We start from the raw sequence: 23,894 nt of genomic DNA, 5'->3' as shown, positions 1-23,894 counted from the left end.
TTTATATATACAACAATGAAAATTGAACAGGCTCTTATTTCACAGTTAATGATTTTGCTGAATATAAAAAACGGTAAGACAAGACCCTCAGAGATATCTAAAGAACTGGACATAACGCTCCAGGGTGTGGTTTACCACATAAAGATACTTAGAGAAAAGGGATTCATAGATGAAAAAAACGGTATAACAAAAGAAGGTTTTGATTTTCTTTACAACGGGCTAAATTACATAGAGGATTTTGTCCATTCAAGCCTTATAAGTATAGATTCCTCACTGGTTTGGGAGGTCATATCTGATGATAATATAGCATCCGGACAGAAGGTATCACTTTACATGAAACACGGGTATCTTCATGCAGGGCCTTACAAAGGGAAAGGGGCACATGGGATTGCTGTAAAGAATTCCATGAAAGGAGAGTGCACAGGAGTCACGGCAGTGAGAGAGATTATTAAAATAGATAAATCCAGAATTGTTATAGCTACTTTCAACAATGTGGAGAAAGTACAGGATATGAAAACCCTAGCTGCAACTGTACAGGATTATATAAATAATATAAAGTTTGATTTTATTGGGATTACTGGAGAAATGGCAAAAACAATTGCTGATATGCTGGGAATCAATCCAGACTTTGAGTATGCTTCTGTCAATGCGGCATTTGAGGCTGCAAAGAGAGGTTTTACAACCCTCATACTTGTATCCGACAGATTTTTCCATTTCTCACTGAACGAAATCAGGGAACTTCAGGCAAAGAATCCCGGTGTTGAACTGGATTTGAGGCATATATAAATTATGTTTCAACTGATCTGGATAAAAAAGAATCGCTATAATTAAGAGATATTATAAATATATTATTAAAAATATATTTACATCAATATATGTTATTTAAACTAGTCTCGGCTAGTATTATAATCACATAAGAATAAAAGTAATTTTTAGGCATTTTTATAAATATTTAAATAAGACTTTATTATAAAGGTTGATAAGAGAGGTGTAAAAATTATGGAGGACGATGAAAGTGGCAGTAGGGGTACATATTATAGCGGATTTATACGGTGTAGATGCAGAGTTAATATCTAGCGCTGATGGCATTTCACCTATTATTGAGAATGCTATCAAGGAGGGAAACCTTACAGAGATTTCCTCGCAGTACTATCAGTTCAGACCAATGGGCGCCAGTGGCATAGCACTTCTGGCTGAATCTCATCTATCATTTCATACATGGCCTGAACACGGACTTGTAACACTGGATATATACACATGTGGAGAACACAGCAACGCTGACAGGGCCTTTAACTATCTTTTGAATGTATTGCATCCAACGTCTATAGAATACAAGAAACTTGAACGGGGCAGCAAAATCGAGGAAAATGTAAAAATTGATAATCCACAGATGATGCTGTGATAAATTGAAAAAAGGATTTGTTTTATTTTTTTTCTTGCTTTTATTGTTTTTTCTGGACATTTTAATTGGAGTTTACCATATAACTTCCACATACAACATTATAGTTATTCCTGATATTCTAATTTCTGTGGCATCCATATACATTGGAGGGGATGTGTTTCTTGATGTATCGTACGGTATTGGAAAATCACGATCATTCTCAGAAAAGAGGATTGGCCTCTTTATTGTAGGTTTTGCAGCCATAGTTGACGAAATAGCAATGGCCGTTATGGCGGCTATAGAAAATCTTGGCACAATTAGTTTTGGCACCATCCAGGGTTCTAATGTTATAACACTCCTGGCATTTTTCATAATTATACCGTTATACTACAGGAGTGGAATCTCCAGATTTAGGATAGATTCATATGTTATCCTTGCAACTTCTGTAATACTGATATTGCTTTCATTTTTTTTCGTAAAAGTTCCATTTTATCTCGGATTTATTACTTTTATTATATTTATATATTATATATACCGGAAATCCTCAGCTGGAACGAATGATGAGGTTATCAAGGCAGAGGAGGTCTATCCGCCTTATTACGGTGCAATAGCTCTGGTTTCCATAGCACTGGCATCATATAACATGATAAACTCTGCGGTTATTATATCGCAGGTAACAGGTATAAACACGTTCATTTCTTCATTTCTGCTTCTTGGTTTCTTCGGGTCTCTCCCAGAAATTATGATGATGTCTATCTCAATGAGAAATGGAAAGAATGATGTGTCTGTAGGGTTGATAACCGGAAGCACTGTTTATAAGGAAACTGCATTGTTTTCTATAATAGCATTCATAGGGACCTTGACTTTCTCCATGTCATTTTTTTCAATGGTCATTATGATTTTATTCTCCATGGTTCTTGTATTATACACAGTCATCTTCAGGTGATGAACCATAAATATCTAATTTTTACAGCCTCCCGGAAAACTCCGGTGATATTATAATAAAAATAATCAATAGCTCAGTATCCCCAGAACTGGTCATCCTTCCTTTTAATCCGGATTAATTCCTCCATGGTTTCCTTCATGTCAGGGTCCATATCCTCGTTCTTTAGCTCTTTTACAATGTTTGCAGGCACATCCACGTACAGATCCTCCTCTGGGAAAATCTGCCTGTTAAGTGTTACACCTTCTATGGCACAGGATAATTCTGTACCCTTATCGGCGTACTGGCAGTTCGTATCCCCGTCCCGGAGACTCTTTATGGTCCCTGCATATTTATTCTTACTGTTGATTAATTTATCTCCAACCTTTACCCTGCCTGATAACACCTTGATTCCCACAATAACGGGTTTGGCGGCCCGGAAAATATAATCTGGCATTATAACAAGTTTTGATGGCACAGGCCTGCTGTTCTTGCTTTCTTCATCCAGCTCATGCTTCTTGAACTCAAGCCATTTGTTCAGGTCATCTATCATGGAATAAATTACGTTGCCGGTAATAACTCTGACGTTATTTGATTCCATTGCCTCTTTTGCATCACTGGAAACATTGACATTGAATCCCACTATCACCCTATCCATAGGATTGTTAAGTGTTGATACATTTATTATATCCTTTTTGGTAATATCGCCTATCTGCGCTTCCCGTATATTTATTTTATTCTGATCCATCTCATAGGCAATAGCCTCCAGTGACCCTATTGCCTCGGCCTTTACTGTGATTCCGTTATCTGAAAGTTTTATATCCGGTTTTGATTCATTTATAAGTTCCTCAAATGCCGTTTCGGTATTTCCATTTTTTATGGCTATGATGGATGTCCCGGATAAAACATCAAGCCTGTCTGTTATTAGTATTCTTATTCCGGCAGCTGCACTGACGCTGTTTTTTTCTTCAAGCCCTTTCTTACCCGTGACCAGAATTGCCTTTACCCTGGTAACTGCAGGACCTGAAGAGGTATTAAGTGCTATTTTATCACCTTTATGGAGTGTTCCCTGATATAGTATAGTATCAAGCGTTATACCCAGAGATTCTTCCTTTTTAATTTCAATAACAGACCCACGGACATTTTTGTTTTCAAACTGTATTGTGCTTTCAAGAAATCTCTGGGCCAGCCCGGTCAATACCATCAAAATATCAGGTATGCCAATATTTAATTTTGCACTAACAGGTACAATTGCAAATGATTTTGTGAAATCAGATATTCTATCATAACGATCTGAGGACACGCCCCTGGTGTAAAGATCATTAATTATCTTATAGATTTTTTCATCCAGAAGGTCTATGTATTCCTGCCTCTGTATTTTCAGGGTGTCCATAAATGAAGTGTTTTTTGTATTAATGAAATAAGGGATTAAATCTATCTTGTTTGCTGCGATTATGAATGGGGTCTTGTATTTCTTTAAAACATCAATAGATTCAATTGTCTGTGGCTTTAATCCTTCATTGATATCTATAACCAGTATGGCTATATCTGCCAGGGCGCCGCCCATTGACCGCATATTTGCAAATGCTACATGTCCTGGTGTGTCTATAAAAAGAAGCCCGGGTATTTTAATCTGAATATTTTTAAAATAATTTTTAATATTTGTTTCCAGTGTTTTTTTATCTATATCGGTTGCACCAATTTTCTGTGTTATTCCACCAACTTCCTTTTTAGCCACCTTTGTGCCCCTAATATCGTCAAGGAGAGTTGTTTTACCGTGGTCCACGTGTCCAAGGACACATACAATTGGTTCCCTTAAATTTTTTTTTGTGGTTTCCATAATCAATAATCCATTATCTCATTCTTATTAAAGAATATTTTATATTCGTGATTATATGCTTCCTGAGAGTCAGATGCATGAACTATGTTTTCCTCTATATTAAGGGAGAAGTCCCCGCGAATTGTACCAGGTGCTGCCTTTGATCCGTCTGTGGCACCTGCAATATTTCTGCATGAGACTATTGCATTGTCACCCTCAAGTATTATGGCAACAATAGGGCCGGAGGTTAAGTATGATACCAGGCTATCAAAGAAGGGTTTGAGGCTGTGCACACTATAGTGTTCCTTGGCCTTCGCCTCTGAAACCTTCATAAGTTTTAGGGACAAAATTTTTAGGCCCTTATTTTCAAATCTGGTTATTATATTCCCAATGAGGCTTCTTTTTACACCGTCAGGCTTTATAAGTACCAATGTTCTTTCCATATTATTACGCCTTTCTCATTTCTTTTATGCGGTGGTACTCATTTGTCCACTTAACATTTCTGGCGGCCCTTTTTAGGTCGATCATATTGGTTCTGCACTTCTTGGAGCAGAAATTCATAACATTTCCGTCCTTTCTAATGTAAATAATGCCAGATGCGGGCTCAATGTCATGCCCGCAGAAGATACACTTTCTATTTTCCATTTCATTCACCTTATTGATAACCTTCTGGCCTCTCTCGCAGTTTCTCTCAGCATGAGTATATCCCCTACCTTAACAGGTCCGAGTACGTTCCTTGCGATTATACGGCCCTGATCCTTGCCTTCTAGAACCCTTACCTTAACGGTTGTTGCCTCTCCGGTCATTCCGGTTCTACCCATTAGTTCTACTACTTCAGCTGGAGTTGCATCATCTGCCATAAAGCATCACTCTTCACTTTCTTCTGAATCTTTGCTCTTTTTCGCTGTTTTCTTTGCAGCTTTCTTGGGCTCTTTCTTTTCCTTCTTCTCTTCCTTTGATTCAGATTCCTTTTCCTTCTTTGCAGCTTTCTTGGTCTCTTTCTTTTCTTCTGCCTTTTCTGCTACTTCTTCGGCTCCGGCCTCAGCAGGTTCCTCTTTCTTTTCTTCCTTGGCTGGTGCTTTCTTTTTCTCTTCCTTTCCAGTCTTTGCGCTTTCTATTGAGGATAAGAGATTTTTGTATGCCTCCTCATTCTTGCCGAAATCAGTAACTGCTATTGATGCTGCAGATGCTATGCCAACTTTTAATCCAAGGTCATTTTTGGTTTTAACATAGGTGTATGGAACCTTTCTTTCCTCACACAGTACAGGGATATAAAATACAACCTCAGGTGGAGACACATCCTCTGCAATAACTACAACCTTAGCCTCTCCTCTCTCTATGGCCTTCACTACCTCATTTGTCCCTTTCTTAATCTTACCAGATCTGTATGAATTTTCTACAAAATCCAATGCGTCTTTGACTAACGATTCGGGAGCTTCAAACTTTACATAAGTGTTTTCCATGATAATCCTCCTTCACTTCTGCATGGTATTATAAACTGTAATATAAATATTTAGAATAATTTCGTGATTCAGGGCATCCCAGGTTTCTAATTCCATAGGCATGTGAATATCCATTATTTTTGCATTTAGAGGCATATGTCCGGATAAAATATATTCATATGATCTCCACTTTGTTTGACAAATATTGCAATGTCAAAATGATGAATTGATAATATCAGATAGGAATGTTTTAATAATTCCGGAAAATTTTTAAATTAAGTGACATAAATTCGGGATTATACTACCAATAAATTTATATAAGTTCAAATTTACCCTTTATGAGTGAAAAAACAGATGTGATAGCTGCATCTATGATCGGAACCATAATTGAATGGTATGGAATCTTTATTTTTTCATCCGGTGCGGTGTACATAGAAAGAACGTTTTATCCGAATGTAAGCGTTGCAGAGGGACTTTTACTGGTATTATTAACATTTGCCCTCGGGTTCATAACCAGGCCAGTGGGAGCCTATGTTTTCGGACATTTCGGAGATAAGCTTGGAAGAAAAAGAATACTGCTTCTTACGCTTCTCATATCCGGAATTTCAACCGGACTTACAGGACTGATACCTTCAGAGGCCAGTATAGGTGCCCTTGCCATAGTAATTCTGGTAATACTCAGGCTTATCCTTGGCTTTGGCCTTGGTGGAGAATGGGGAGGGGCAATGTTGTTGACACTCGAGACTTTCAAGAAAAGGAGAGGTTTTTATTCTTCATTTGTCCAGTCCACAGTGGGTATCGGGTTGCTGCTCGGGACTGCCATATTTATCCCACTGGTATACCTGTTGCCATCCTCCTTCATGTACTCTATTGGGTGGAGAATTCCTTTCCTTGCCAGCTTCGTGATAGTTATAGTAGGTGTCTTTATAAGGCTGAAAGTAAAGGAAACGCCTGTGTTCGAGGCAGAGAAGAAAAAGAACAGGCTTTTAAAATCTCCTGAAAAGGAGCTGTTCACAAAACACTGGAAAGAGGTTATAGTAGGAACATTGCTTGCCGGGTCATCCGGGAATTTCTTCTACTTTGCAATTTCACTGCTACCTGTGCTGTTTGAAGATACAGGGAAAATAACTATACTGGTGGGGCTTATAGGTACGGCCATATTCGGCATACTGGATGTGGCATTCGTATTCATTGGTGGCGCGATATCAGATAAAAAAGGCAGGAGGGTTATTATTGCCGGTGCCAACTTACTTGCACTTATTATTCTGTTTCCCTCTATATACCTTGTAAGCACAGAATATTTTATTCTATTTCTCTCATTGTTTGCAGTCGCACACGGATTGAGTTATTCTCCAATGGGGGCAATGATTTCTGAAATATTCCCCACAAGAGTAAGGTACTCTGGAAATTCAGCAAGCTATCAGTACGGGAATTCCTTTATTGGAGGCCCTGCTCCCTATGTTTCAGATCTTCTGGGAACCTTAGAATACGCACTCTATCCAGTATTTACCATGATTTTCATATTAATTGCGCTTGGAGTTATCTATAAATCGAAGGAAACTGATAATATATCACTGGAAGAATCTGATATTGGCACTGATACCACCACTTAAATATATTATTATCAAATTTTTTTTATGTAATACTTCAACAAACCAAAGCCATCAATAAGGCTATGACAATATTTTGCATGCCATGATTGCTGTAATAAATATTCGCCCTGTGTGTAACTATTTTTATTTTAATTTCCAGCGCAAAATTACATTTCCAATGTGAATTATGCTTTTCATTCCATATATAAAAAGATATCATTCATATCTTAATATTTTAACTCATAGTGGAGAGGCATATCTGTCAGAGAGTAGGGTGCGTCACATAATCGATATATTATTCAGGTCATTTATAATTGTAGCACCTGAATAACTGGAAATTATATTATTATATGTGGGAAGGAATTTATTATCGTTTTTATCGATTATGTACATTTTTGAAACTTTTTTAATTTTTCTGGATATATATTCAAGATCGCTTCTGGGATTTCCTGGAAATACATTACCCCTTCCATCAGATATCAGTAAAGAAACCGTTCTGAATTTCTCATAAGTGGACAGCTTATATATTTCCATCAGTGCATCGTAGAGTGGGGTTTTGCCCTCACTCTTTATGTTATTTATATGGTTCCTCAGTGAGGTAAAGTTCCTGGAAAAATTCATTACTATGTTTGAATGCTGGCCGGAAAATGTTAACAGGGCTACACGACTTCTCATCAGGTAGAGTTTTTTAAGCAGCATATCCGAAAAATCCTTTGCTATCTGTATCCTTGAACTGAAATTCATGGATCTGCTTGAATCTATGGCTATTATAAAGGGAACAGACCCTGATGAAAATGAATCATTCAGAACTACAGTTTTGCTGTTTATTTCACTGAAACCTGAAGTCCATGTGGTAAGCAGGGACGATCTTATATCAATATGGGTTCCAGATTTTTTTCCACGGTGTTTAAACTGCCTGGAAATACCGGATCTTCCAGAAGTCCTGGTTTCCATGCTGTTTTCTGGCCTGACCTGAATTTTTCCTATTTGATCCTTTTTTGGGTTATTGCCATGTTTATTATTATCTGGGCCTTTACTGTTTCCGGATTTATCATTATTGCCAATGTCCTCTTCATGATCCTCATAATTAGAGTGGCTGTTTTTCTGATCTTCATTGTTATCATGATTTTCGGGTTCTTTATAGTTATAATCAGGTCTGCTGTTGCCCTTCTCTCTAATTCTGTGATTGAGGGCAAACTCAAGAGCCTTTCTTAAATCCTGTTCATTTACCTGCTTTCTGCCATTATACGCTGCTATTGCCTTTGCTGTTTTTACAGTGCTTATCATTGCCCTGTTGCTCAGGGAGTTTTTCAGGACGGTATCAGCTATAAACATCAAAAATTCTCTTCTGATTATGACGGATGGAAGGATCTCCCTGGCCTTCATTATTCGCAATTTTATAGTCTTATCCTCATCCCTGTATTTATTAATGAATTCTAATTTATTCCTGTCAAATTCCTCAACCCTGCCTGATATTTCAAGAAGGGTTTCAGGTGATTCCGGCATTTTCCCCTCCACAGAAATCCCGAATCTGTCAAGAAGCTGTGGCCTGAGTTCCCCCTCCTCCGGATTCATTGTTCCGACAAGTATGAACCTGGCGGGATGTGTATAAGATACACCCTCCCTCTCCACTATATTGACCCCTGACGCTGCTGCATCAAGTATGGAATCAACAATTGAATCTTCCAGCAGGTTCACCTCGTCTATATATAGTATACCGCGGTTTGCCTCGCCAATTAACCCCTCACGAAGTACAGATTCTCCCTTTATTGCATGTGAAATATCCAGAGATCCTACTACCCTGTCCAGGGTTGTGCTATTTGGCAGGTTTACTATCCTTATTTTCATTTCTTCTGTTTCCAGTTTTCCATTTTTCTGCTTTTCTATACATTCATCGCATAGATCGCCATCCGGGTCGCAGTGGAATCTGCAGCCCCTGACAGCCTTTATTTCCGGCAAAACAGACGATAATGATCTTACCATGGTTGATTTTGCTATGCCCTTTGGTCCGGTAATCAGCAAACCACCTATATTGCTGTCTATTGCATTAACTATAAGGCCAAGTTTTATATCATTATTGCCCACTATGGCGGAAAATGGGAAATAATAAGTTTTCATTCATTTTCACCTTCAATTTCCATGTATTCTTCTTCCAGTTTCTCCTTCATTTCATCGCTGGCATGCCAGATCTCCCTTTTATATGCCTCTATCATCCGTGATGTTATCTCTGAAAGAGCCCATGGATTCTCCTTTTTGAACCATTCCCTCATATTTTTATCCATTATGAATTTTTCAGCTATATTGTTGAAAATATTATCATTGACCATTCCGGTTGTGGCTCCCCAACCATAGAGATGCTCTATTTTTTTTAACATTTCAGTTGCTCCACGATATCCAAAGTTTTTCTGGGCATCGATCCACTTTTCATTTAACAGCTTTCCGATGGCGGTTCTTTCTATTTCCTCCTTCATGGTTCTTATTTTTGGTTTATTTGGATTAAATGTATCTTCAAACATCAGTGACGGATTTGATCCACTCTTTTTTGCCATCAGATAAAATCCTCCTGCATAGGAATAATTACAGGAATCATCGTTTATATCAATTTCATCTATTTCCCGCTTATGTATAATGGTTTCGATATCCCTTGATATAGAAAGAAGCTGTTCCCTGGATTCCTTTCCGAAGTTGTTTTTGCCGTAAGAATATCCCATCCATTCGGTGAACACTTCAGCTAAATCTCCTTCGTTTTCCCATTTTGATGATTCAACAGCGTTATTTACACCGGAACCATATGACCCGGGTTTTGAAGAAAATATCCTGTCAAGGTGCCCGTATTTTCTGTGATGCTTTATAATGAAATTGCTGTCCCCATCCTCATCCAGTTCAGATACTTTCTTAACTGCTATATCTATTAATTCTATTATATTGAAAAGGTTATCACGGACTATGCCGCTGGATTCTACAACCACATCGATTCTTGGCCGCTTCAGTATATCCAGAGGAATGGGCTTAACATCCTTGACCTTTTTAGTCCCTTCCTGCCACACAGGCTCAACCCCAAGTGTGTAAAGTATCTGTGAGATAAGTTCCCCATCTGAGCGGTATGCGTCCGTTGACCATAGGACAAAACCTATTGTTTCTGGGAATTTATTTTCTTTTTTATACTCGTTTTCTATGAGTTTATTTGCAAGCACGACGCCTACCTGCCAGGCAGAATGGCTTGGTATTTTAAACGGATCAACGGCATAAAAATTTCTTCCTGATGGTAGCACATCATATCTTCCCCTGGTGAGTGAACCTGATACTCCGGGCTCTATGTATTTTCCTTCAAGTGCTGATAGGAGATTATTCCGCTCATTTTCAGGGGAGTATTTTAATTTCTCTATTATCCCGGACTCAAGATCCGGCAGGTGGCCACCATTTTCCAGGTATCTATCTATAATTGCCTCTGCTTTTTCCTTTCCGTTCTCTTTATACAGGGATTCGTCAAAACGGGTTGCGGTGATAACATAATCTTTTATATCAGCAGTTTCCAGGTCCTTCCCATACACATAAAGTCCCTTTGTAACCACGGAATCCTTGAAAAGATTCAATCTATGCTCTATTTCATGAGTTGCCTTATGTGAATCCCTGAAATCTATTGATAGCCCAATTTTATCAGAAATTTTCTGTATTTTTTCAAGTATCATTCCCTCCCTTGGTTTATTTTCAGCTTTCTCAGTTTCTTCATAATCATCTATAAGGTCCTCAAGCTCCTTTATTTCCTCAGGAACTTCGTCGTAGGCCGTGGGCGGTGTTATGTAATCAAGTAATACAGCGTAGCTTCTTCTCTTGGCAATTATGCCCTCCCCTGGCACATTTGTAGAATAAAGATATAGATTGGGGATTTCTCCTATGGAAATTTCGGGAAAATCGGAAGGTGATAGCCCCAGGCCCTTCCCGGGTGTGAACTCAAGTGTCCCGTGGGTGCCAACATGTATGATGGCATCTGCCATGAATATCTCCTGGATCCATTTATAAAATGCCAGCCAGTAGTGGGTTATTGGTGTTAGGGAATCGTGTATGGTCCTTATGCTGTTGTTATTATCTGCAAAGGTAATTCTTTTCGGCTGTATCCCAATAAATATATTGCCAGATATTATTCCCGGGATTTCTATTTTACCATCCTTGAGCATGTAATCCCTTTCATTATTGAGTTTACCCCATCTGGATATTATCTGTTCCTTAGAGTCCTCCGGAAGGCCTTCGAAAAATCTACTGTACTGGTCAACAGGCATGCTGTAAACTGAACCTCCCCTGTTTATTATATCCTCAACAGGTGTCCATTTTCCCTCTGGAATTGCCTTCCTCTCCATTATTGTTTTTATCAGTGACTCTCCATCCTTCGGGAGATATTCAATGGAATATCCAGCGGATTTCAGCTGATGCATTATATTTGAAACAGAATTTAGTGTATCCAGCCCTGTTGCAGTACCGATATTGGCCTCAAGATCCTTGAAGGAGGATCCGGAATGAAGTATTATTGCAATTTTTTTATCTCTGTTATTTTTATATTTAAGGTCAATCCATCTGCTGATTCTCCCGGCCATATAACCTACCTGCTCCTGAACAGGCACAAGTTCCCTGTATACGGTGCCATGGTCATAAATCTTTTTAATAAGCCCTACGAGGACGGGCTCTATTGTGCCGTCCATTTCTGGCAGCATGGCACTCATTATTGTTGAAACAACATCCAGGCCAGAAGAATCAAGCCATTCGTTTTTCTCCTTATAATAGTAAATAAGCCCCTGGAAAACGGGTACACCGAGTTCCATAAGTGTGGCCTTGTCCTCCATTTTTATCAGTGAAAATGAGAGCAGGTTAATAACCGCATCTACTGCGGGTTTTCCATCCCGATAAAAATACTCCCGTATGCATTCCTCTGCACTCACGATATTTCTAGATTTATCTCCGAATCCGTTTGTGAACACAGGAATTGCCGATATCTTCCTGCTATTTAATTCATCAATAATAGACCTTACAATGCCGGTATCATTATCCACCCATGCGGTTCTGTAGAATAGTATGCCTGCCTTCCTGGGATAACCAGTTTCACCATAATTATAAACCCCGGAGAAAGGCATTTCAACAGGCTCTTTGTATGCACAGCCATCATTCAGGCTTTCAATGAATAGTACCATGTTTTTGATATTTTCATAGCCACCATAGAAATAGTAATTGGATACCTTTTCCTCAACAAACTTGCTTACAGTAGAGTAACTGCTGAGTATGGGGTCTATGGCAATAACATTCTTCTTATTTTTAATTACGGATTCAATATCCTCAAGAATATTACTGTATATGTTCTCGCCTGAAAAATGATGTATAAATACAGCATCGGCTTTCTTAATAAAATCAATAAATTCAGAATCTACTGGATCAAGCCGGGGATATTTTATTTCTATTTCATTTCCTGTTTCCTCGCCTGCTTTAAGAAAGGACTGGATAACAGAACCATTCCAGCCAATAAGTACGGCAAACTTCATAAAAGTAAAGTAGATTTTACTATATAATTATTCTGAGTAGGGTTCCGCACATTGTGATAGTACTGTAAGAAAATTAAATGCATTGAATGTGTGCAACAGCTAACTTTCACTGCATTTTATGTATAAAATTTGACACATTTCATTTTTAATTGTCAATTTTACAAACCAAAATTTAAATATTCCTGAACCATTCAGTATAGGAATGACGTCTCCATAATGCAGTGCGCTGATGACGCCTACTGGTGATTAAAATGTTAGAATTAATCCTGGAGACGGTTTCGCAGTATCTGTTCGTTGTTTTATTTTCACCACTTCTTATAGGAATTTTTGAAAAACTAAAGGCAAATATTGAATCCCGGAAAGGCCCCAGCATATTTCAGCCCTATTATGATATATTCAAGCTATTTAAGAAGGAAACATTAATCACAGAGGGTTCATCAAAATTATTTTTATACGCGCCATATATGGCATTTGGCATATACTCACTCATTGCCCTGATTATTCCTGTGTTCATGACAGAACCAATAATTTTCACTGCCTCCGGGGATTTTTTTGCCGGTGCAATACTGTTTTCCCTTGCGGCTTTCATAAAAATAATAGGAACAATGGATTCAGGAAGTAACTTCTCCGCTATGGGGGCATCAAGGCTTATGTCTTTTAACTTCTTCAGTGAGGGTACACTTATAACAGTTTTTTTTGCAGTAGCACTGATAACAGGTACAAATAATCCCTACACAACAAACCATTACCTTATCAGCCACCCACTCTCCAACCTGAGCCTTGTGCACATCTTTGCAATATTTGCATTCTTCATGATCTTCATGTACGAATTCGGAAAGATGCCAACACAGAGTGAGGGGAACCAGGAAATGGGCATGATAGACTCAGGCATAGATTATGAATACAGTGGGAAGGCTCTTGCAGTAAACAAATGGTCATCATACATAAAGGTCTATCTTCTGGGATCTGTATTAATTAATGTATTCCTTATCCCATGGGGGATGTTCAACACATTTCCATTATTCTTCCTTAACGCCCTTACAATGATTGCAAAATGGCTCTTCCTTATAATCATTGTGCTAATAGTGGATACTTCCATGGCCAAATTACGCCTGTTCAAGGTTATAGACTACCTTGCTGTGGCGTTCACATTTTCAATACTGTTTCTCATACTTTCAGAGGTGATTGCATGAACATAGTTTTTACAGTGATATATTTAATTGCTGCACTAATAGTAATAACAGGATTTTATATACAGAGCAACAAGTATTTGAGATCTATGGTCATGACACAGGCATTTCAGTCGCTTCTCATTGCCATTATAGCAATACTTTTGGGTTTCGAGCTTAAACAGTATACATTTTTCATACTGGCATTGCTTGTTATTCTGTTGAGGAGCATACTGGTTACATATTTCCTGGCGGCAAAGATACCGAAAAATAAAAATTATTTATATGAATCCAGGCTTCCTACAACTTACTACCTTCTGGTTGATCTTGCATTCATTGTAATTTCCATATTTATAGTGTACTCAATATCATTTATTCATATAGTTTCTCGCATATTCCCGGAGAGCAATATCATTCTATTTCCACTGCTATTGTTCTTCCAGGGACTATTTATTATTGCTTCTAGGAGGAGAACCATTGCACAGATACTTGGCTACATCGAGGAGGAAAATTCACTGATACTCATGGGTACCTTCATTCTTCCGGTTCCTATTATAATAGAAAGCAGTGTGTTTCTGGATGTTCTGATACTTGTAGTAATTTTTTCGATTATAAGCATTGAAAAGACAGAACATAAACCTGTGGAGGAGTTGAGAGGATGATTTACGAGATACTTATCTTGATTATACCATTAATTGCCATGGGATTTTATAAGAATATTAAGATTACCAGCATAATAGCAGCTATTATGGAAATGTTCCTGCTTATTCCACTGTACTTCAATTTATCTGATTCGGGGTTCTTTTTCATTGACCGCATTACTTATATATTCATTCTGATGGTAAGTTCCATTTATTTTATGTCCCTGATCTATTCCAGAAAATATGTCCATAATGTAAGACACAGGGGGATTTCAGAAAATGTTTATTACATGCTCATGGGATTCTTCTATGTTGCCATGGAATTTGCCCTGATGGTAAATAATTATGGCTTCATGTGGGTTGGAATAGAAACGACAACCATCTCATCAGCCCTGCTCTTAATTACTGAAAAATCGGATATCTCCCTTGAGGCTACATGGAGGTATATAATTATAGTTTCTGCAGGGGTTACATTTGCCTTTATATCTGTTATATTGATATATTATGCCTTCGGAACGCTTACAGTTACAGCAATTCTATCAAAGGGGATTACAGATAGCCTCGCAGTAAGGCTGGCCGTGGGAATTGCTCTGGTTGGGTTCGGCACCAAGGTGGGTGTTTTCCCTGTGCATACATGGCTTCCTGATGCCCATAGCGAGGCCCCTGCACCTGTGAGTGCAATGTTTTCAGGGGTATTGCTGCCAGTTGCATTGTACGTACTCTACAGGATTTATGAGATATTTCCCATGAGGGAGCTATTCATCTGGGCAGGTACCATTTCAGTGCTCTTTGCTGCTATATTCCTTGGTTACCAGAAAAACTACAAGAGAATGTTTGCCTATTCAACAATGGAAAATATGAATATAGCACTCATAGGTTTGAGTACATTCACAGTTGCAGGACTGATCGGTTCCCTTCTGCTTCTACTATCACACAGTTTCGGGAAGGCTGGAGCTTTTTACTCTTCTGGAAATGTTTTTGAGATGTCCGGAACAAAATCCATTGAGGGTGTTGGCGGATTAATCAGGAACAGGGCAAGTGCCGCTTCAATGCTCTTATCCTCCTTCGCCGTAACAGGAACACCGCCCTTCGGAACCTTTTTCGGCGAGTTTCTCATACTTTACTCTGTTCTTTCCATACATTTCTATGCACAGTTTAGCATAATAGTACTTTCACTTTTCCTGGCATTTGTTTCAATAAATTTCAACATATCTAAAATGATCTTCAGGGGTAAGTCTGAATACAGCCAGGCTGGAATTAATACCGCCATACCCCTTATAGCAGCAATAATATCTATATTCATAGGAATTGTATTTCTGGTGGTGTATCATGAGATATTATAAATTCGGAGAGAAAAGCGGAAGGTACGTGGGGAGAACTGAAAAATATGACGTTTACAGTTCAACTCTAACAGGAATAAGTATGGATGAAGATGATCACGAGGAAAGAACCCAGGGTGAGATATATTTCAATTATGGACCTTCAGCAGGTGGGCTCAGGGAATCTGTAAATTTCAGCATACTTACGCCTGGTGAATCTATAAGGGATGTTATCATAAATTCCGAATTTAAAAGAAGAAATATTAGCATAATAGGGGATAATATTTCTGACTCACTACTGAAGGTAGAAAGAATCAACGGATTTCACTCAGCGTCACACAGCATAGCCTATACACTGGCAGTGGAGGATGCCTTGAACATGGATAACAGTGATTTAAATAATGCAAGAATTGTAGAAATTGAACTGGAAAGGATACGGTCCAATATTGATGTAATAAAAGGGTTGTGTGAATCTGCTGGGTTTGTTGTTCCGGAAAAACAGCTATTGCTTCTTAGGGAGGAGGTTGCCAGAATAATTTCCCGTGCTTTCGGGCACAGATATTATTTTTCCGTAAATGGCATAAATTCTATTGATGGTGACTTTTCCAGAATAGTACTCAATTCTGTTGAGAAACAGTTTAGGTCCATTTATGATGGACTGCTTTCATCTAAAATATTCCTGGACAGGCTACAGGAAAACGGAGTTGTGTCTGATCCTGTGTCTACTGGGCCGGCTGCACGTGCAGCAAATTACAGGTATGATGCAAGGCTGGATTCCAGATCCCTTGATTATGGAAAGTATAATACTGTAATGGAAAGTGCTGGCGATACGTTTTCCAGATTCCTTGTCCGGGCAGGTGAAATATTTGAGTCCATAAATATAATAGAGTCATATGATATTAAAAAAACTTACAGAAGAAATAAAATGGAATTAAATGGGTATGGAGAGGGCACTGCCAGAATAGAATCGCCTGCCGGGGACCTCTTTTATTACGTGAAAATAGATGGGGGCAGGATAATGGATATACAGATGTCATCGCCATCTTATCTTAATATGAGAAATTTTAGATATGCCCTGAAAAATGGAAATATTTTCACCGATTTCTTTTTTGTATGGGAAAGCTTTGGCATCTGGATATCTGAACTGGAGGTGAGGTTTCATTGAACTGGTTCATCAGTGGTATGAAGAAGCGGATAAAGACAGAGAAACTGGATAAATACAGCCTTCTGTATCCTTCTGTACTGGAGGGGGTAAGTGATTATAACTGCCCAACAGAGGCTATCAGCAATGGAATGTGGAATATGGATAGGTGTATATTCTGCAGGCAGTGTGATCTGAATCCAACAGGCAAGCAGAATACATATTCCATTGATCAGAAAATTCCGGACATATTTAAAAAATCTCTCTATCTCTATCCTGTGGACTCAGGTACTTGCGGTGCCTGCAATGTTGAATTCACCACACTGTTTTCACCACAGTACGATTCCAGCAGATTCAAAATTTTTATGGCCAGTACCCCGAGGCATGCCGATGCCCTGGTTGTCATGGGAATTTATACAGAAGGAATGGAAAGGGTTCTCAGGGAGGCTTATGATGCCATGCCTGAACCAAAAATTGTAATAGGGCTTGGTGCCTGCGCACTCTCCGGCGGAATTATGGGAAAGGGCGCGATGGAAAAATATGATATACGTATCGCAGGATGCCCACCGACACCGTCAGCAATTCTTAATGCAATAATAGAGGCGAGGGATAAAAAATGATATATTATTATGTGCCATTAATTGCAGTTTTCCTGGCCGCACTGGTTTCAATAAAATACAGAACTGCAGGTTACATAATTACAGCCATAGCCTCAGCCCTGTTTTTCCTCCTGACCTTCCGAATTTTTGACTACATTACATACTTTTACCTGATAGCGGCTATAGTATGGATAATAACATCTGTGTTTTCCATTTCATATTCAAAAAAATATGGGAAATGGCTAGCACCTCTGTTTATAATGACCATTGCGGGAATGATGACAATACTGTATGCAAATAACTTTCTTGTGTTCATAACAGGCTGGGAGATAATGTCAATACCTGCATATTTGACCGTGGCAATAAATAAGAAAAATGATATAGAGGCCTATATATTCATGCTGTTCTCTGAAATAAGCACTGTACTGATTATAACCGCTGCAGTAATTTCTTATTATTATACCGGCACATTCAATTTTACAGGGCTTTCCAATGATATAGTACTGCTCATATTTGCCATAGGTGCCATGTCAAAAATGGGTTTGACGCCCTTCATGATAAGTGAGTGGCTTCCCATAGCCCATGGAAGTGCCCCTGCCAATTCGTCCGCAATTTTTAGTGCAACAATGACGCTCATGGGAGTGTATGGGATATTAAAAATCGCATTGCTTTCCCCAGTTTCCACTGACATAGGCATACTATTCATTATTATAGGCGTCATATCTGTGCTCTTCGGGGCACTTTATGCATATATATCTGAAAATATGAAATCCCTTGGGGGATTCAGCACAATAGAAAATAATGGTGTGTTAATGGCTGCAATAGGCCTATTTATATCTGTCAATGATAGTGTATTAAAAGAATTCATCCTCATTTCCATAGCCATTTTTGCAATGGCCCATTCCATAGCAAAAACTGGGCTATTTATGTCCATAGGCCATACCGGTGCTGAGTATTTCAGTGCAGTTAAAGGGGACAGGGATACTGTTAATCAGATAGGCAAATTTTTTGCAATGTCTTCCCTTTCAGGGCTGTTCCCTTCACTTGGCGGGCTCGGGACATGGATGGTACTGGAGTCGTTTTTCATGGGTGCCTACCTCTATGGACCACTGGGGATCGCTTCAATCATAGCCGGTTCCCTTATTGCCATGGGTGAGGGTTTTGCCACCGCTGCAATGCTGAAAATTTTTTATTTCACAGATAGCCACCGGAAATCACATGGGAAAAACCTGGAGAATTACACTATCCTTGGTACCGGATTAACACTTGTATTTCTGTTCGCCATATCATTTTTAATTGTGGGCAGGAGCTATATATCCGGTATACCCTCTGTTCTTGTATTAAATGGGTTTATGATAGAGTCCCGCCTCAGCATATCTGATTTCGGGCTTATAACGCCTCTTTACATTGTCATACTTCTTATGGTATTTTCATTAATTGTATTTGCTGTCTTCGGAAGGCCAAGAACCAGAACTGTCAGTCGCTGGAATGGTGGCATAGAACATGGAGAATATTATAACTCTTTCACATATTCTAATAATATACGCCTTATACTTAAGAGGGTACTCAGGACTAAAAGCACAGATGAAAGCAGGGTAGAAACTGTTGATATTTTCTGGATGATTATGATAAGCATTGCCAGGGCTTACAGAAGTTTTGCTAAATTTATAGCTTACAAAATCATGAACAGTTCCATATCGGCATATATTATATACATGATAGCTGCCTTTATACTTATAATTATAATAGTGTCGCTTATTTAGGCTCTATAAAAACATCTTCCATGAAAAACAATAATTAGGTATTATGAGCAGAAAAGATTAATAAATAATAATTATATAATGATATAAATGGAAGAATATGGCTAATGGCCAAATTGCTTCGAGGTTTGATAAATTTATGAATCTGAGAAGAATTTTACTGGACGTTGATAAAGGATTAAACAGGCCCACACTGACTGAACTTGCAGGTTCCATAGAAGATGTGCCTGGTGTGGATGCCGTGAGGATAACTGTTACTGAGATGGATATGGAAACTATGGGAACAAGTATAACAGTAGAGGGAATTAATATCAATTATAATTATCTTGTCAAGGTTATAGAGGATATGGGATGTGCCATACATTCCATAGATGAGGTTATTACCGGAAAGCATATCATAAAATGAATAAAAAATACATATTTCCGGTAAGCATTGGCCTGTCTGATGGTATTATTACTGCGCTGATTCTTGCATCCGGTGGCATCATCGGCAAAAGCAGTATAGATATGTTTGAGGCTTTTAAGATTTCATTCGGCTCTGCATTTGCCGGCGCTTTCAGTTATTTTATAGCCCAGTATGCCGGTTTGAATGAAGAGCTTCATAGAACAGCCCTCCAACTGAATTTGAAGTCCACCGATTATCTCCTAAAGGGTCATCTGGGCATAGAAATATTTATTGAATCGCTCATCGGCGCCCTTATTGCAGCATTTTTCGGTTTTCTGGGGGCACTAATCCCCTTATCCTCCTCGCTCATAATAAGGGGAAATGAGATAATTCCGCTTTCCTTATCATACACATCCCTGGCAGTTCTGGGACTCTTTATAAGCAAATCTACAGCCGGGAGGGCGAGATTCTGGATTGTGGTAATGGTAACAGTGGGTATTATTGTCACAATCGCAGGTTTTGAGCTTAAGTTAATTGTTTAGGCACATATTGAAAACCATGTGACAGGGCACAATTATTAAATAATCTGTGGCAATCTTTGAATTGTTATAGGGGGAGCTCAGGGCTGAGAGGATAGGGATCGACCCCATGAACCTGATCCGGGCAATGCCGGCGGAGGGAGAAAATGGAATATGATCTGGAAAATAACAGGAAAATTGCACAGAGTATAGCAACATCACCTTGGAATGGCCGGCACTGGCTAATTTTTTTTACCGTATCTGTATCATTTTTGATGTGGGGAGTGGCCCTAAGCATAGCACCGCTTATAACAACATGGTATTTCGTTCCAGCCTATGCATATTATCCTATTATAGGCGCAGCACCTGCAGGACTTCTGACAGGAAACTTTGTTATGGGAATAATATCTGATAAAACTGGGAGGAAAAGAAGCTATCTGGTAACGATGTTTATGACTGTGGCCGGGCTTGCCGGCATAGGTTTTAGCTATAATTATATTGCCCTGATAGCTTTTGTGTTTATAGCTGAATTTGGGCTTGGCGGTGATGAAACTGTGTCTCTTTCATTGATGTCTGAATATTTTCCATCTAGGTACAGGGGTGCCGCAATAGTTGAGTCATCCAATATGGCTAACATAGGAATAACATTGATGGCAGGTATCTTTTTATTACTTTCCGGTTCTATTTTTGTCCAGAAAACTGCACTGGTTTGCATTGCAATGATAGGTGGATCAGTATCCCTGCTTGCAAGGTACAGAATGAGGGCTTTAACTGCTAATAGGAATATTTATATATAATTATGCATCATTATGCAATATATATGGGCAAGATATACACAATCAGGGAAGCATGCGATATATTGCAGATAGATGCGTATAGCCTTTAACAGGGATAGGTTATCATCATTATCTATCTCCATTAGGGGATTATATCTTTGCGGCACCCCGTTTGCCGTGAGTGGCAGTGCCTTCTGGCATTCCATGAAGAATGATTACCTGTACCATCCAGATCAGGTAGTTGTTGAGAATGTACAGCGACTGCAAGAAAGAAATGCATAATAATGCATAGTATTTCAAGAACGGAAAGCTATTTATGGGAAAATAGAAAAACTATTGCTCCTGCACAATTTAATCTCAATGATGCAATGAAATTTGTTTCGCTGTCCCTAATGGGGATAGCTATAATTGTTGGCTTTGCATTTTCAGACCTGGTGCTTGGGCCATTTCATTTTCCTGAATATACGGATATTATTATATTTTTTTCTGTGCTTGCCGAATCAATTACAGGCGTGGTGGGTGGTTTTACTATTGGGAGATCAGGCAGGAAGGCTGTATCTATGATAGGATTTTCCGGTCTTCTTGGATCATGGTTGGTGCTTTTATTGTTCTTTAATTACGTAATATATAACCTGTACCTATTACTGGCCATGCTTGCAATCAGCTCAGTGTTCGGGGAAATTGCATGGGCATCCCGGGAACTTCTTGAACCGGAGAATTTTACCAGCCGGTATAGGGGGAGGGGTGTTGGGGGTGTTCGGCTCACAGGTTACACCCTGTATATTGCATTTATATTTATCCTGGCCAATGCCACCATCAATCTATACGCCTGGTTTATTCTTATAGTTTATATCGCTGGATTTGCCGGTGGTGTGCTGTACTTACTGTACGGCCGTGAAACTAAGGGCTCCCATGTGATTTGAGAAATTCTTGAAGCGCCTTAAAATCAGATTTCATAATCTCAAGGTTGGCTGGATTCCTGAGGGCAGCTGCAGGATGAACCGTGATAAGGTATTTATTTTTAATTATTTTCCCGTGATATGCGGTAATGCCCTTTAAATTTAGAAGTACACCTGCTGCTGTTGCGCCTAAGAGTACAACGATCTGTGGATTCACTATGTCTAACTGCTTTTCCAGGAATGGCATGCATATGGCCACTTCATCCTCTGTGGGTGCCCGGTTATCCGGCGGGAAAAACTGCACCACACTTGTAATGTAAACGTCTTCTCTGTTAAGGCCAATTCCATGTATCAGGCTATCCAGAAGTTTCCCGCTTCTTCCAACAAAGGGTCTTTTTTCACTGTCCTCGTTCCTTCCCGGTGCCTGACCAACAAAGAATATCTTTGAATTTAGGTTTCCTTCACCTGGAACAAAATTAGAGCTTAAATTCCATTTACTTTTCCCCGGAATATTTCTGTATTCCGAATTTAATGCCTCCATGGCGAGGTATTTTTTTAAATATGAATCTGCATACTGCATAAGGTCCTTCTGGTTTCCGAAGTTAAGATTTTCCATGGCCTCATGATAGTTAAGCCAGATATACCCCCTATGCTCGTTTGATACCTTCACAACAGTGCTGTCAGGCACCAGAGACATGAACATCCTGACATGCTTGAGTATTTTTACAGAATTATATGTGAACCTGTACGTTATATCATAATGAAAGTATGGTATCAGGTGCTTTTCATCAATTGTTATTCCTGACTCTTCCCTGGTTTCCCTAATTGCAGCAGCAGTGCCCGTTTCCCCCTCCTCAATATGGCCCTTGGGAAAATCAAGCCATCCTTCGGCCCTTTTCAGAAGCAGATATTTATAGTCACCATGAAAATTTGATATGACCACAATTCCGTAACTGTATTCCTCTCTCATAAAATGGAATTTCAAACATATATAAAAATTAGTCCAGAACTTGACATCTATTAATTAATAATAGTAATTAAAAATGACCGAAAAAGGATAAATCTGCAGTAAATGAAAAACTCTTTATTTTATAAGCCTTTTCAACTCTAATGAAAATCTATGCCGAAATTTACCCTTCAAGAAGCCTGGAAACTGTGAAACAGGACATAAAAAAACTGGCAGATTTTGACGGGTTCAACATACCTGACAATCCGCTGGGATATCCCACAATGCCTCCTGAACTTATCGGCTACATGATAAGGGAGATGTTTCAGCATAAGGAAATCATCCTTAACCAGCGTTTAAAGGATATTAATGAATTAAAACTCCGTTCCATCATAACGGCAGCCAGGGCAATCAATGCATCAATTATATTCACGCAGGGAGACAAGCCAAAATTTGGAAGGGAATTCAATGAAATAGATTCCATAGATGCAATGAAGCTTGCCATCAGAAGAGGTGTAGAATCTGGAGTTATATTGAGCTTCCGGAAGCCAGTTTTTGAGATTAAAAAAAGGATGGATTCCGGTGCAGATATCTTTCTCGTTGTTAATTTTGGAGACGCCACCATATTGGATAATATAAACACTGAAAAATTGGTTCCTTATATTATAGTGAGAACTGAAAAAAATGGAGGCATTGTTGATAGAATTAACCAGCCCTCTGTCAGGTTACAGGAATTACATTCTTTTGTTGACCAGCTGAGGAATTATAAATTCAGGGGATATTTATTCTCTGTGCCGGGAGATACACAAATACTTACCAATATCCATAGATATATCTAATGGTACTATCGCAGACCTAAAGCATGAATTCCATGAATATAAAAATATATATTCCCGGCCACTGCTGAATATAACAGATTGGCCGGATAAGTCCTATGAGAACTTCTTCAGGAGAGTAAATGGGGAAAGAGTGGCTGGAAAAAAGGACGGGATTTCCAAGGTTCAAATCAGGAGAGCATTACAGGTCAGTAACATTCCCATAGTCTGGATTCAGGACACCG

General features: G+C 39.0%; 24 protein-coding genes and 1 riboswitch. Of the genes, 16 read left to right on the top strand and 8 right to left on the bottom strand.

The window, feature by feature from the left end; genetic code table 11:
- The first annotated feature begins 15 nt into the window (after positions 1-15).
- From RE471_RS04420 to RE471_RS04410, 3 genes are all read left to right on the top strand, one after another.
- Positions 16-786: a transcriptional regulator gene (locus tag RE471_RS04420; RefSeq protein ID WP_309215582.1), complete on the top strand. Its 771-nt coding sequence runs from the start codon at positions 16-18 to the stop codon at positions 784-786.
- A gap of 223 nt (positions 787-1,009) precedes the next feature.
- A complete protein-coding gene (speD, locus tag RE471_RS04415; protein ID WP_298279006.1) occupies positions 1,010-1,402 on the top strand; it encodes an adenosylmethionine decarboxylase in 393 nt (130 codons plus the stop codon).
- Between the two features lie 43 nt (positions 1,403-1,445).
- Positions 1,446-2,327 (top strand): hypothetical protein, encoded by an 882-nt coding sequence (locus RE471_RS04410; RefSeq protein WP_309215581.1) that lies wholly within the window; start codon positions 1,446-1,448, stop codon positions 2,325-2,327.
- A 73-nt stretch (positions 2,328-2,400) separates the two neighbouring features.
- Here the strand turns inward: RE471_RS04410 and infB are convergent, their stop codons facing one another.
- From infB to rpl7ae, 5 genes are read right to left on the bottom strand one after another with little or no spacing between them, the layout of a single operon-like run.
- The gene (gene infB / locus RE471_RS04405; protein WP_309215580.1) at positions 2,401-4,143 is read right to left on the bottom strand and encodes a translation initiation factor IF-2; all 1,743 of its coding nucleotides are present in this window, start codon (positions 4,141-4,143) and stop codon (positions 2,401-2,403) included.
- Positions 4,144-4,145: 2 nt separating this feature from the next.
- A complete protein-coding gene (gene ndk / locus RE471_RS04400; RefSeq protein ID WP_309215579.1) occupies positions 4,146-4,565 on the bottom strand; it encodes a nucleoside-diphosphate kinase in 420 nt (139 codons plus the stop codon).
- 4 nt (positions 4,566-4,569) lie between these two features.
- Positions 4,570-4,767: a 50S ribosomal protein L24e gene (locus RE471_RS04395; protein ID WP_298279017.1), complete on the bottom strand. Its 198-nt coding sequence runs from the start codon at positions 4,765-4,767 to the stop codon at positions 4,570-4,572.
- A 5-nt stretch (positions 4,768-4,772) separates the two neighbouring features.
- A complete protein-coding gene (locus tag RE471_RS04390) occupies positions 4,773-4,982 on the bottom strand; it encodes a 30S ribosomal protein S28e (RefSeq protein ID WP_298279019.1) in 210 nt (69 codons plus the stop codon).
- A 6-nt stretch (positions 4,983-4,988) separates the two neighbouring features.
- Positions 4,989-5,585: a 50S ribosomal protein L7Ae gene (gene rpl7ae, locus RE471_RS04385; RefSeq protein ID WP_309215578.1), complete on the bottom strand. Its 597-nt coding sequence runs from the start codon at positions 5,583-5,585 to the stop codon at positions 4,989-4,991.
- A gap of 317 nt (positions 5,586-5,902) precedes the next feature.
- On the opposite strand from rpl7ae, the gene RE471_RS04380 reads away from it, so the two are divergent.
- Entirely contained in the window at positions 5,903-7,177 is a 1,275-nt protein-coding gene (locus RE471_RS04380) for an MFS transporter (protein ID WP_309215577.1), read from the top strand.
- 258 nt (positions 7,178-7,435) lie between these two features.
- Here RE471_RS04380 and RE471_RS04375 read toward each other — a convergent pair whose 3' ends face one another.
- Complete coding sequence (locus RE471_RS04375) at positions 7,436-9,274, bottom strand: ATP-binding protein (protein ID WP_309215576.1); 1,839 nt, start codon at positions 9,272-9,274, stop codon at positions 7,436-7,438.
- Positions 9,271-12,681 (bottom strand): cobaltochelatase subunit CobN, encoded by a 3,411-nt coding sequence (locus RE471_RS04370; protein ID WP_309215575.1) that lies wholly within the window; start codon positions 12,679-12,681, stop codon positions 9,271-9,273. The genes RE471_RS04375 and RE471_RS04370 overlap by 4 nt, the downstream gene beginning before the upstream one ends.
- Before the next feature lie 251 nt (positions 12,682-12,932).
- Between RE471_RS04370 and RE471_RS04365 the strand changes: the two genes are divergently transcribed.
- The 11 genes from RE471_RS04365 to RE471_RS04315 all read left to right on the top strand — a co-directional run bounded on the left by RE471_RS04365 (position 12,933) and on the right by RE471_RS04315 (position 21,912).
- Positions 12,933-13,874: a respiratory chain complex I subunit 1 family protein gene (locus RE471_RS04365; RefSeq protein ID WP_309215574.1), complete on the top strand. Its 942-nt coding sequence runs from the start codon at positions 12,933-12,935 to the stop codon at positions 13,872-13,874.
- Positions 13,871-14,512 (top strand): hypothetical protein, encoded by a 642-nt coding sequence (locus tag RE471_RS04360; RefSeq protein WP_309215573.1) that lies wholly within the window; start codon positions 13,871-13,873, stop codon positions 14,510-14,512. Before RE471_RS04365 ends, RE471_RS04360 begins: the two co-directional genes overlap by 4 nt.
- Positions 14,509-15,834, top strand: coding sequence for a proton-conducting transporter membrane subunit (locus tag RE471_RS04355; RefSeq protein ID WP_309215572.1), 1,326 nt, complete (start codon positions 14,509-14,511; stop codon positions 15,832-15,834). The genes RE471_RS04360 and RE471_RS04355 overlap by 4 nt, the downstream gene beginning before the upstream one ends.
- The gene (locus RE471_RS04350; RefSeq protein ID WP_309215571.1) at positions 15,821-16,975 is read left to right on the top strand and encodes a Ni,Fe-hydrogenase III large subunit; all 1,155 of its coding nucleotides are present in this window, start codon (positions 15,821-15,823) and stop codon (positions 16,973-16,975) included. Before RE471_RS04355 ends, RE471_RS04350 begins: the two co-directional genes overlap by 14 nt.
- 17 nt (positions 16,976-16,992) lie before the next feature.
- Positions 16,993-17,571 (top strand): NADH-quinone oxidoreductase subunit B family protein, encoded by a 579-nt coding sequence (locus tag RE471_RS04345; protein WP_375379269.1) that lies wholly within the window; start codon positions 16,993-16,995, stop codon positions 17,569-17,571.
- The gene (locus RE471_RS04340; protein WP_309215569.1) at positions 17,568-19,313 is read left to right on the top strand and encodes a proton-conducting transporter membrane subunit; all 1,746 of its coding nucleotides are present in this window, start codon (positions 17,568-17,570) and stop codon (positions 19,311-19,313) included. The genes RE471_RS04345 and RE471_RS04340 overlap by 4 nt, the downstream gene beginning before the upstream one ends.
- A gap of 97 nt (positions 19,314-19,410) precedes the next feature.
- Positions 19,411-19,716 (top strand): DUF211 domain-containing protein, encoded by a 306-nt coding sequence (locus RE471_RS04335; RefSeq protein WP_309215567.1) that lies wholly within the window; start codon positions 19,411-19,413, stop codon positions 19,714-19,716.
- Positions 19,713-20,237 carry a hypothetical protein gene (locus RE471_RS04330; protein WP_309215566.1) on the top strand — a complete coding sequence of 175 codons (525 nt, stop codon included), beginning with the start codon at positions 19,713-19,715 and terminating at the stop codon, positions 20,235-20,237. Before RE471_RS04335 ends, RE471_RS04330 begins: the two co-directional genes overlap by 4 nt.
- 59 nt (positions 20,238-20,296) lie before the next feature.
- Positions 20,297-20,393, top strand: a riboswitch (TPP riboswitch).
- Positions 20,381-21,010: an MFS transporter gene (locus tag RE471_RS04325; RefSeq protein ID WP_309215565.1), complete on the top strand. Its 630-nt coding sequence runs from the start codon at positions 20,381-20,383 to the stop codon at positions 21,008-21,010. (Overlaps the previous riboswitch by 13 nt.)
- Before the next feature lie 72 nt (positions 21,011-21,082).
- Positions 21,083-21,271 carry a hypothetical protein gene (locus tag RE471_RS04320; RefSeq protein ID WP_309215564.1) on the top strand — a complete coding sequence of 63 codons (189 nt, stop codon included), beginning with the start codon at positions 21,083-21,085 and terminating at the stop codon, positions 21,269-21,271.
- A 2-nt stretch (positions 21,272-21,273) separates the two neighbouring features.
- Entirely contained in the window at positions 21,274-21,912 is a 639-nt protein-coding gene (locus RE471_RS04315; RefSeq protein ID WP_309215563.1) for a hypothetical protein, read from the top strand.
- Here RE471_RS04315 and RE471_RS04310 read toward each other — a convergent pair.
- Entirely contained in the window at positions 21,890-22,858 is a 969-nt protein-coding gene (locus RE471_RS04310; protein WP_309215562.1) for a uracil-DNA glycosylase family protein, read from the bottom strand. The two genes, RE471_RS04315 and RE471_RS04310, sit on opposite strands and share 23 nt — an antisense overlap.
- A 140-nt stretch (positions 22,859-22,998) precedes the next feature.
- Between RE471_RS04310 and RE471_RS04305 the strand changes: the two genes are divergently transcribed.
- Positions 22,999-23,673: a hypothetical protein gene (locus RE471_RS04305; protein ID WP_309215561.1), complete on the top strand. Its 675-nt coding sequence runs from the start codon at positions 22,999-23,001 to the stop codon at positions 23,671-23,673.
- The last annotated feature ends 221 nt before the right edge of the window (positions 23,674-23,894 follow it).

This window comes from Ferroplasma sp. (genome assembly GCF_031200575.1).
Taxonomy (GTDB): Archaea; Thermoplasmatota; Thermoplasmata; order Thermoplasmatales; family Thermoplasmataceae; genus Ferroplasma.
Note: the sequence above shows the minus strand (reverse complement) of the source record. Positions and strands in the feature narration are given on the sequence as shown.

What these genes read in the sequence shown, in the direction of transcription:
- RE471_RS04315 (WP_309215563.1), top strand. Translation starts at nt 21,274, where the DNA reads ATGCATAGTATTTCAAGAACGGAAAGCTATTTATGGGAAAATAGAAAA.
- RE471_RS04420 (WP_309215582.1), top strand. Translation starts at nt 16, where the DNA reads ATGAAAATTGAACAGGCTCTTATTTCACAGTTAATGATTTTGCTGAAT.
- RE471_RS04365 (WP_309215574.1), top strand. Translation starts at nt 12,933, where the DNA reads ATGTTAGAATTAATCCTGGAGACGGTTTCGCAGTATCTGTTCGTTGTT.
- RE471_RS04350 (WP_309215571.1), top strand. Translation starts at nt 15,821, where the DNA reads ATGAGATATTATAAATTCGGAGAGAAAAGCGGAAGGTACGTGGGGAGA.
- speD (WP_298279006.1), top strand. Translation starts at nt 1,010, where the DNA reads ATGAAAGTGGCAGTAGGGGTACATATTATAGCGGATTTATACGGTGTA.
- RE471_RS04340 (WP_309215569.1), top strand. Translation starts at nt 17,568, where the DNA reads ATGATATATTATTATGTGCCATTAATTGCAGTTTTCCTGGCCGCACTG.
- ndk (WP_309215579.1), bottom strand. Translation starts at nt 4,565, where the DNA reads ATGGAAAGAACATTGGTACTTATAAAGCCTGACGGTGTAAAAAGAAGC.
- RE471_RS04395 (WP_298279017.1), bottom strand. Translation starts at nt 4,767, where the DNA reads ATGGAAAATAGAAAGTGTATCTTCTGCGGGCATGACATTGAGCCCGCA.
- RE471_RS04330 (WP_309215566.1), top strand. Translation starts at nt 19,713, where the DNA reads ATGAATAAAAAATACATATTTCCGGTAAGCATTGGCCTGTCTGATGGT.
- rpl7ae (WP_309215578.1), bottom strand. Translation starts at nt 5,585, where the DNA reads ATGGAAAACACTTATGTAAAGTTTGAAGCTCCCGAATCGTTAGTCAAA.
- RE471_RS04360 (WP_309215573.1), top strand. Translation starts at nt 13,871, where the DNA reads ATGAACATAGTTTTTACAGTGATATATTTAATTGCTGCACTAATAGTA.
- RE471_RS04370 (WP_309215575.1), bottom strand. Translation starts at nt 12,681, where the DNA reads ATGAAGTTTGCCGTACTTATTGGCTGGAATGGTTCTGTTATCCAGTCC.
- RE471_RS04320 (WP_309215564.1), top strand. Translation starts at nt 21,083, where the DNA reads ATGCGTATAGCCTTTAACAGGGATAGGTTATCATCATTATCTATCTCC.
- RE471_RS04380 (WP_309215577.1), top strand. Translation starts at nt 5,903, where the DNA reads ATGAGTGAAAAAACAGATGTGATAGCTGCATCTATGATCGGAACCATA.
- RE471_RS04345 (WP_375379269.1), top strand. Translation starts at nt 16,993, where the DNA reads ATGAAGAAGCGGATAAAGACAGAGAAACTGGATAAATACAGCCTTCTG.
- infB (WP_309215580.1), bottom strand. Translation starts at nt 4,143, where the DNA reads ATGGAAACCACAAAAAAAAATTTAAGGGAACCAATTGTATGTGTCCTT.
- RE471_RS04355 (WP_309215572.1), top strand. Translation starts at nt 14,509, where the DNA reads ATGATTTACGAGATACTTATCTTGATTATACCATTAATTGCCATGGGA.
- RE471_RS04310 (WP_309215562.1), bottom strand. Translation starts at nt 22,858, where the DNA reads ATGAGAGAGGAATACAGTTACGGAATTGTGGTCATATCAAATTTTCAT.
- RE471_RS04375 (WP_309215576.1), bottom strand. Translation starts at nt 9,274, where the DNA reads ATGAAAACTTATTATTTCCCATTTTCCGCCATAGTGGGCAATAATGAT.
- RE471_RS04325 (WP_309215565.1), top strand. Translation starts at nt 20,381, where the DNA reads ATGGAATATGATCTGGAAAATAACAGGAAAATTGCACAGAGTATAGCA.
- RE471_RS04305 (WP_309215561.1), top strand. Translation starts at nt 22,999, where the DNA reads ATGAAAATCTATGCCGAAATTTACCCTTCAAGAAGCCTGGAAACTGTG.
- RE471_RS04335 (WP_309215567.1), top strand. Translation starts at nt 19,411, where the DNA reads ATGGCTAATGGCCAAATTGCTTCGAGGTTTGATAAATTTATGAATCTG.
- RE471_RS04390 (WP_298279019.1), bottom strand. Translation starts at nt 4,982, where the DNA reads ATGGCAGATGATGCAACTCCAGCTGAAGTAGTAGAACTAATGGGTAGA.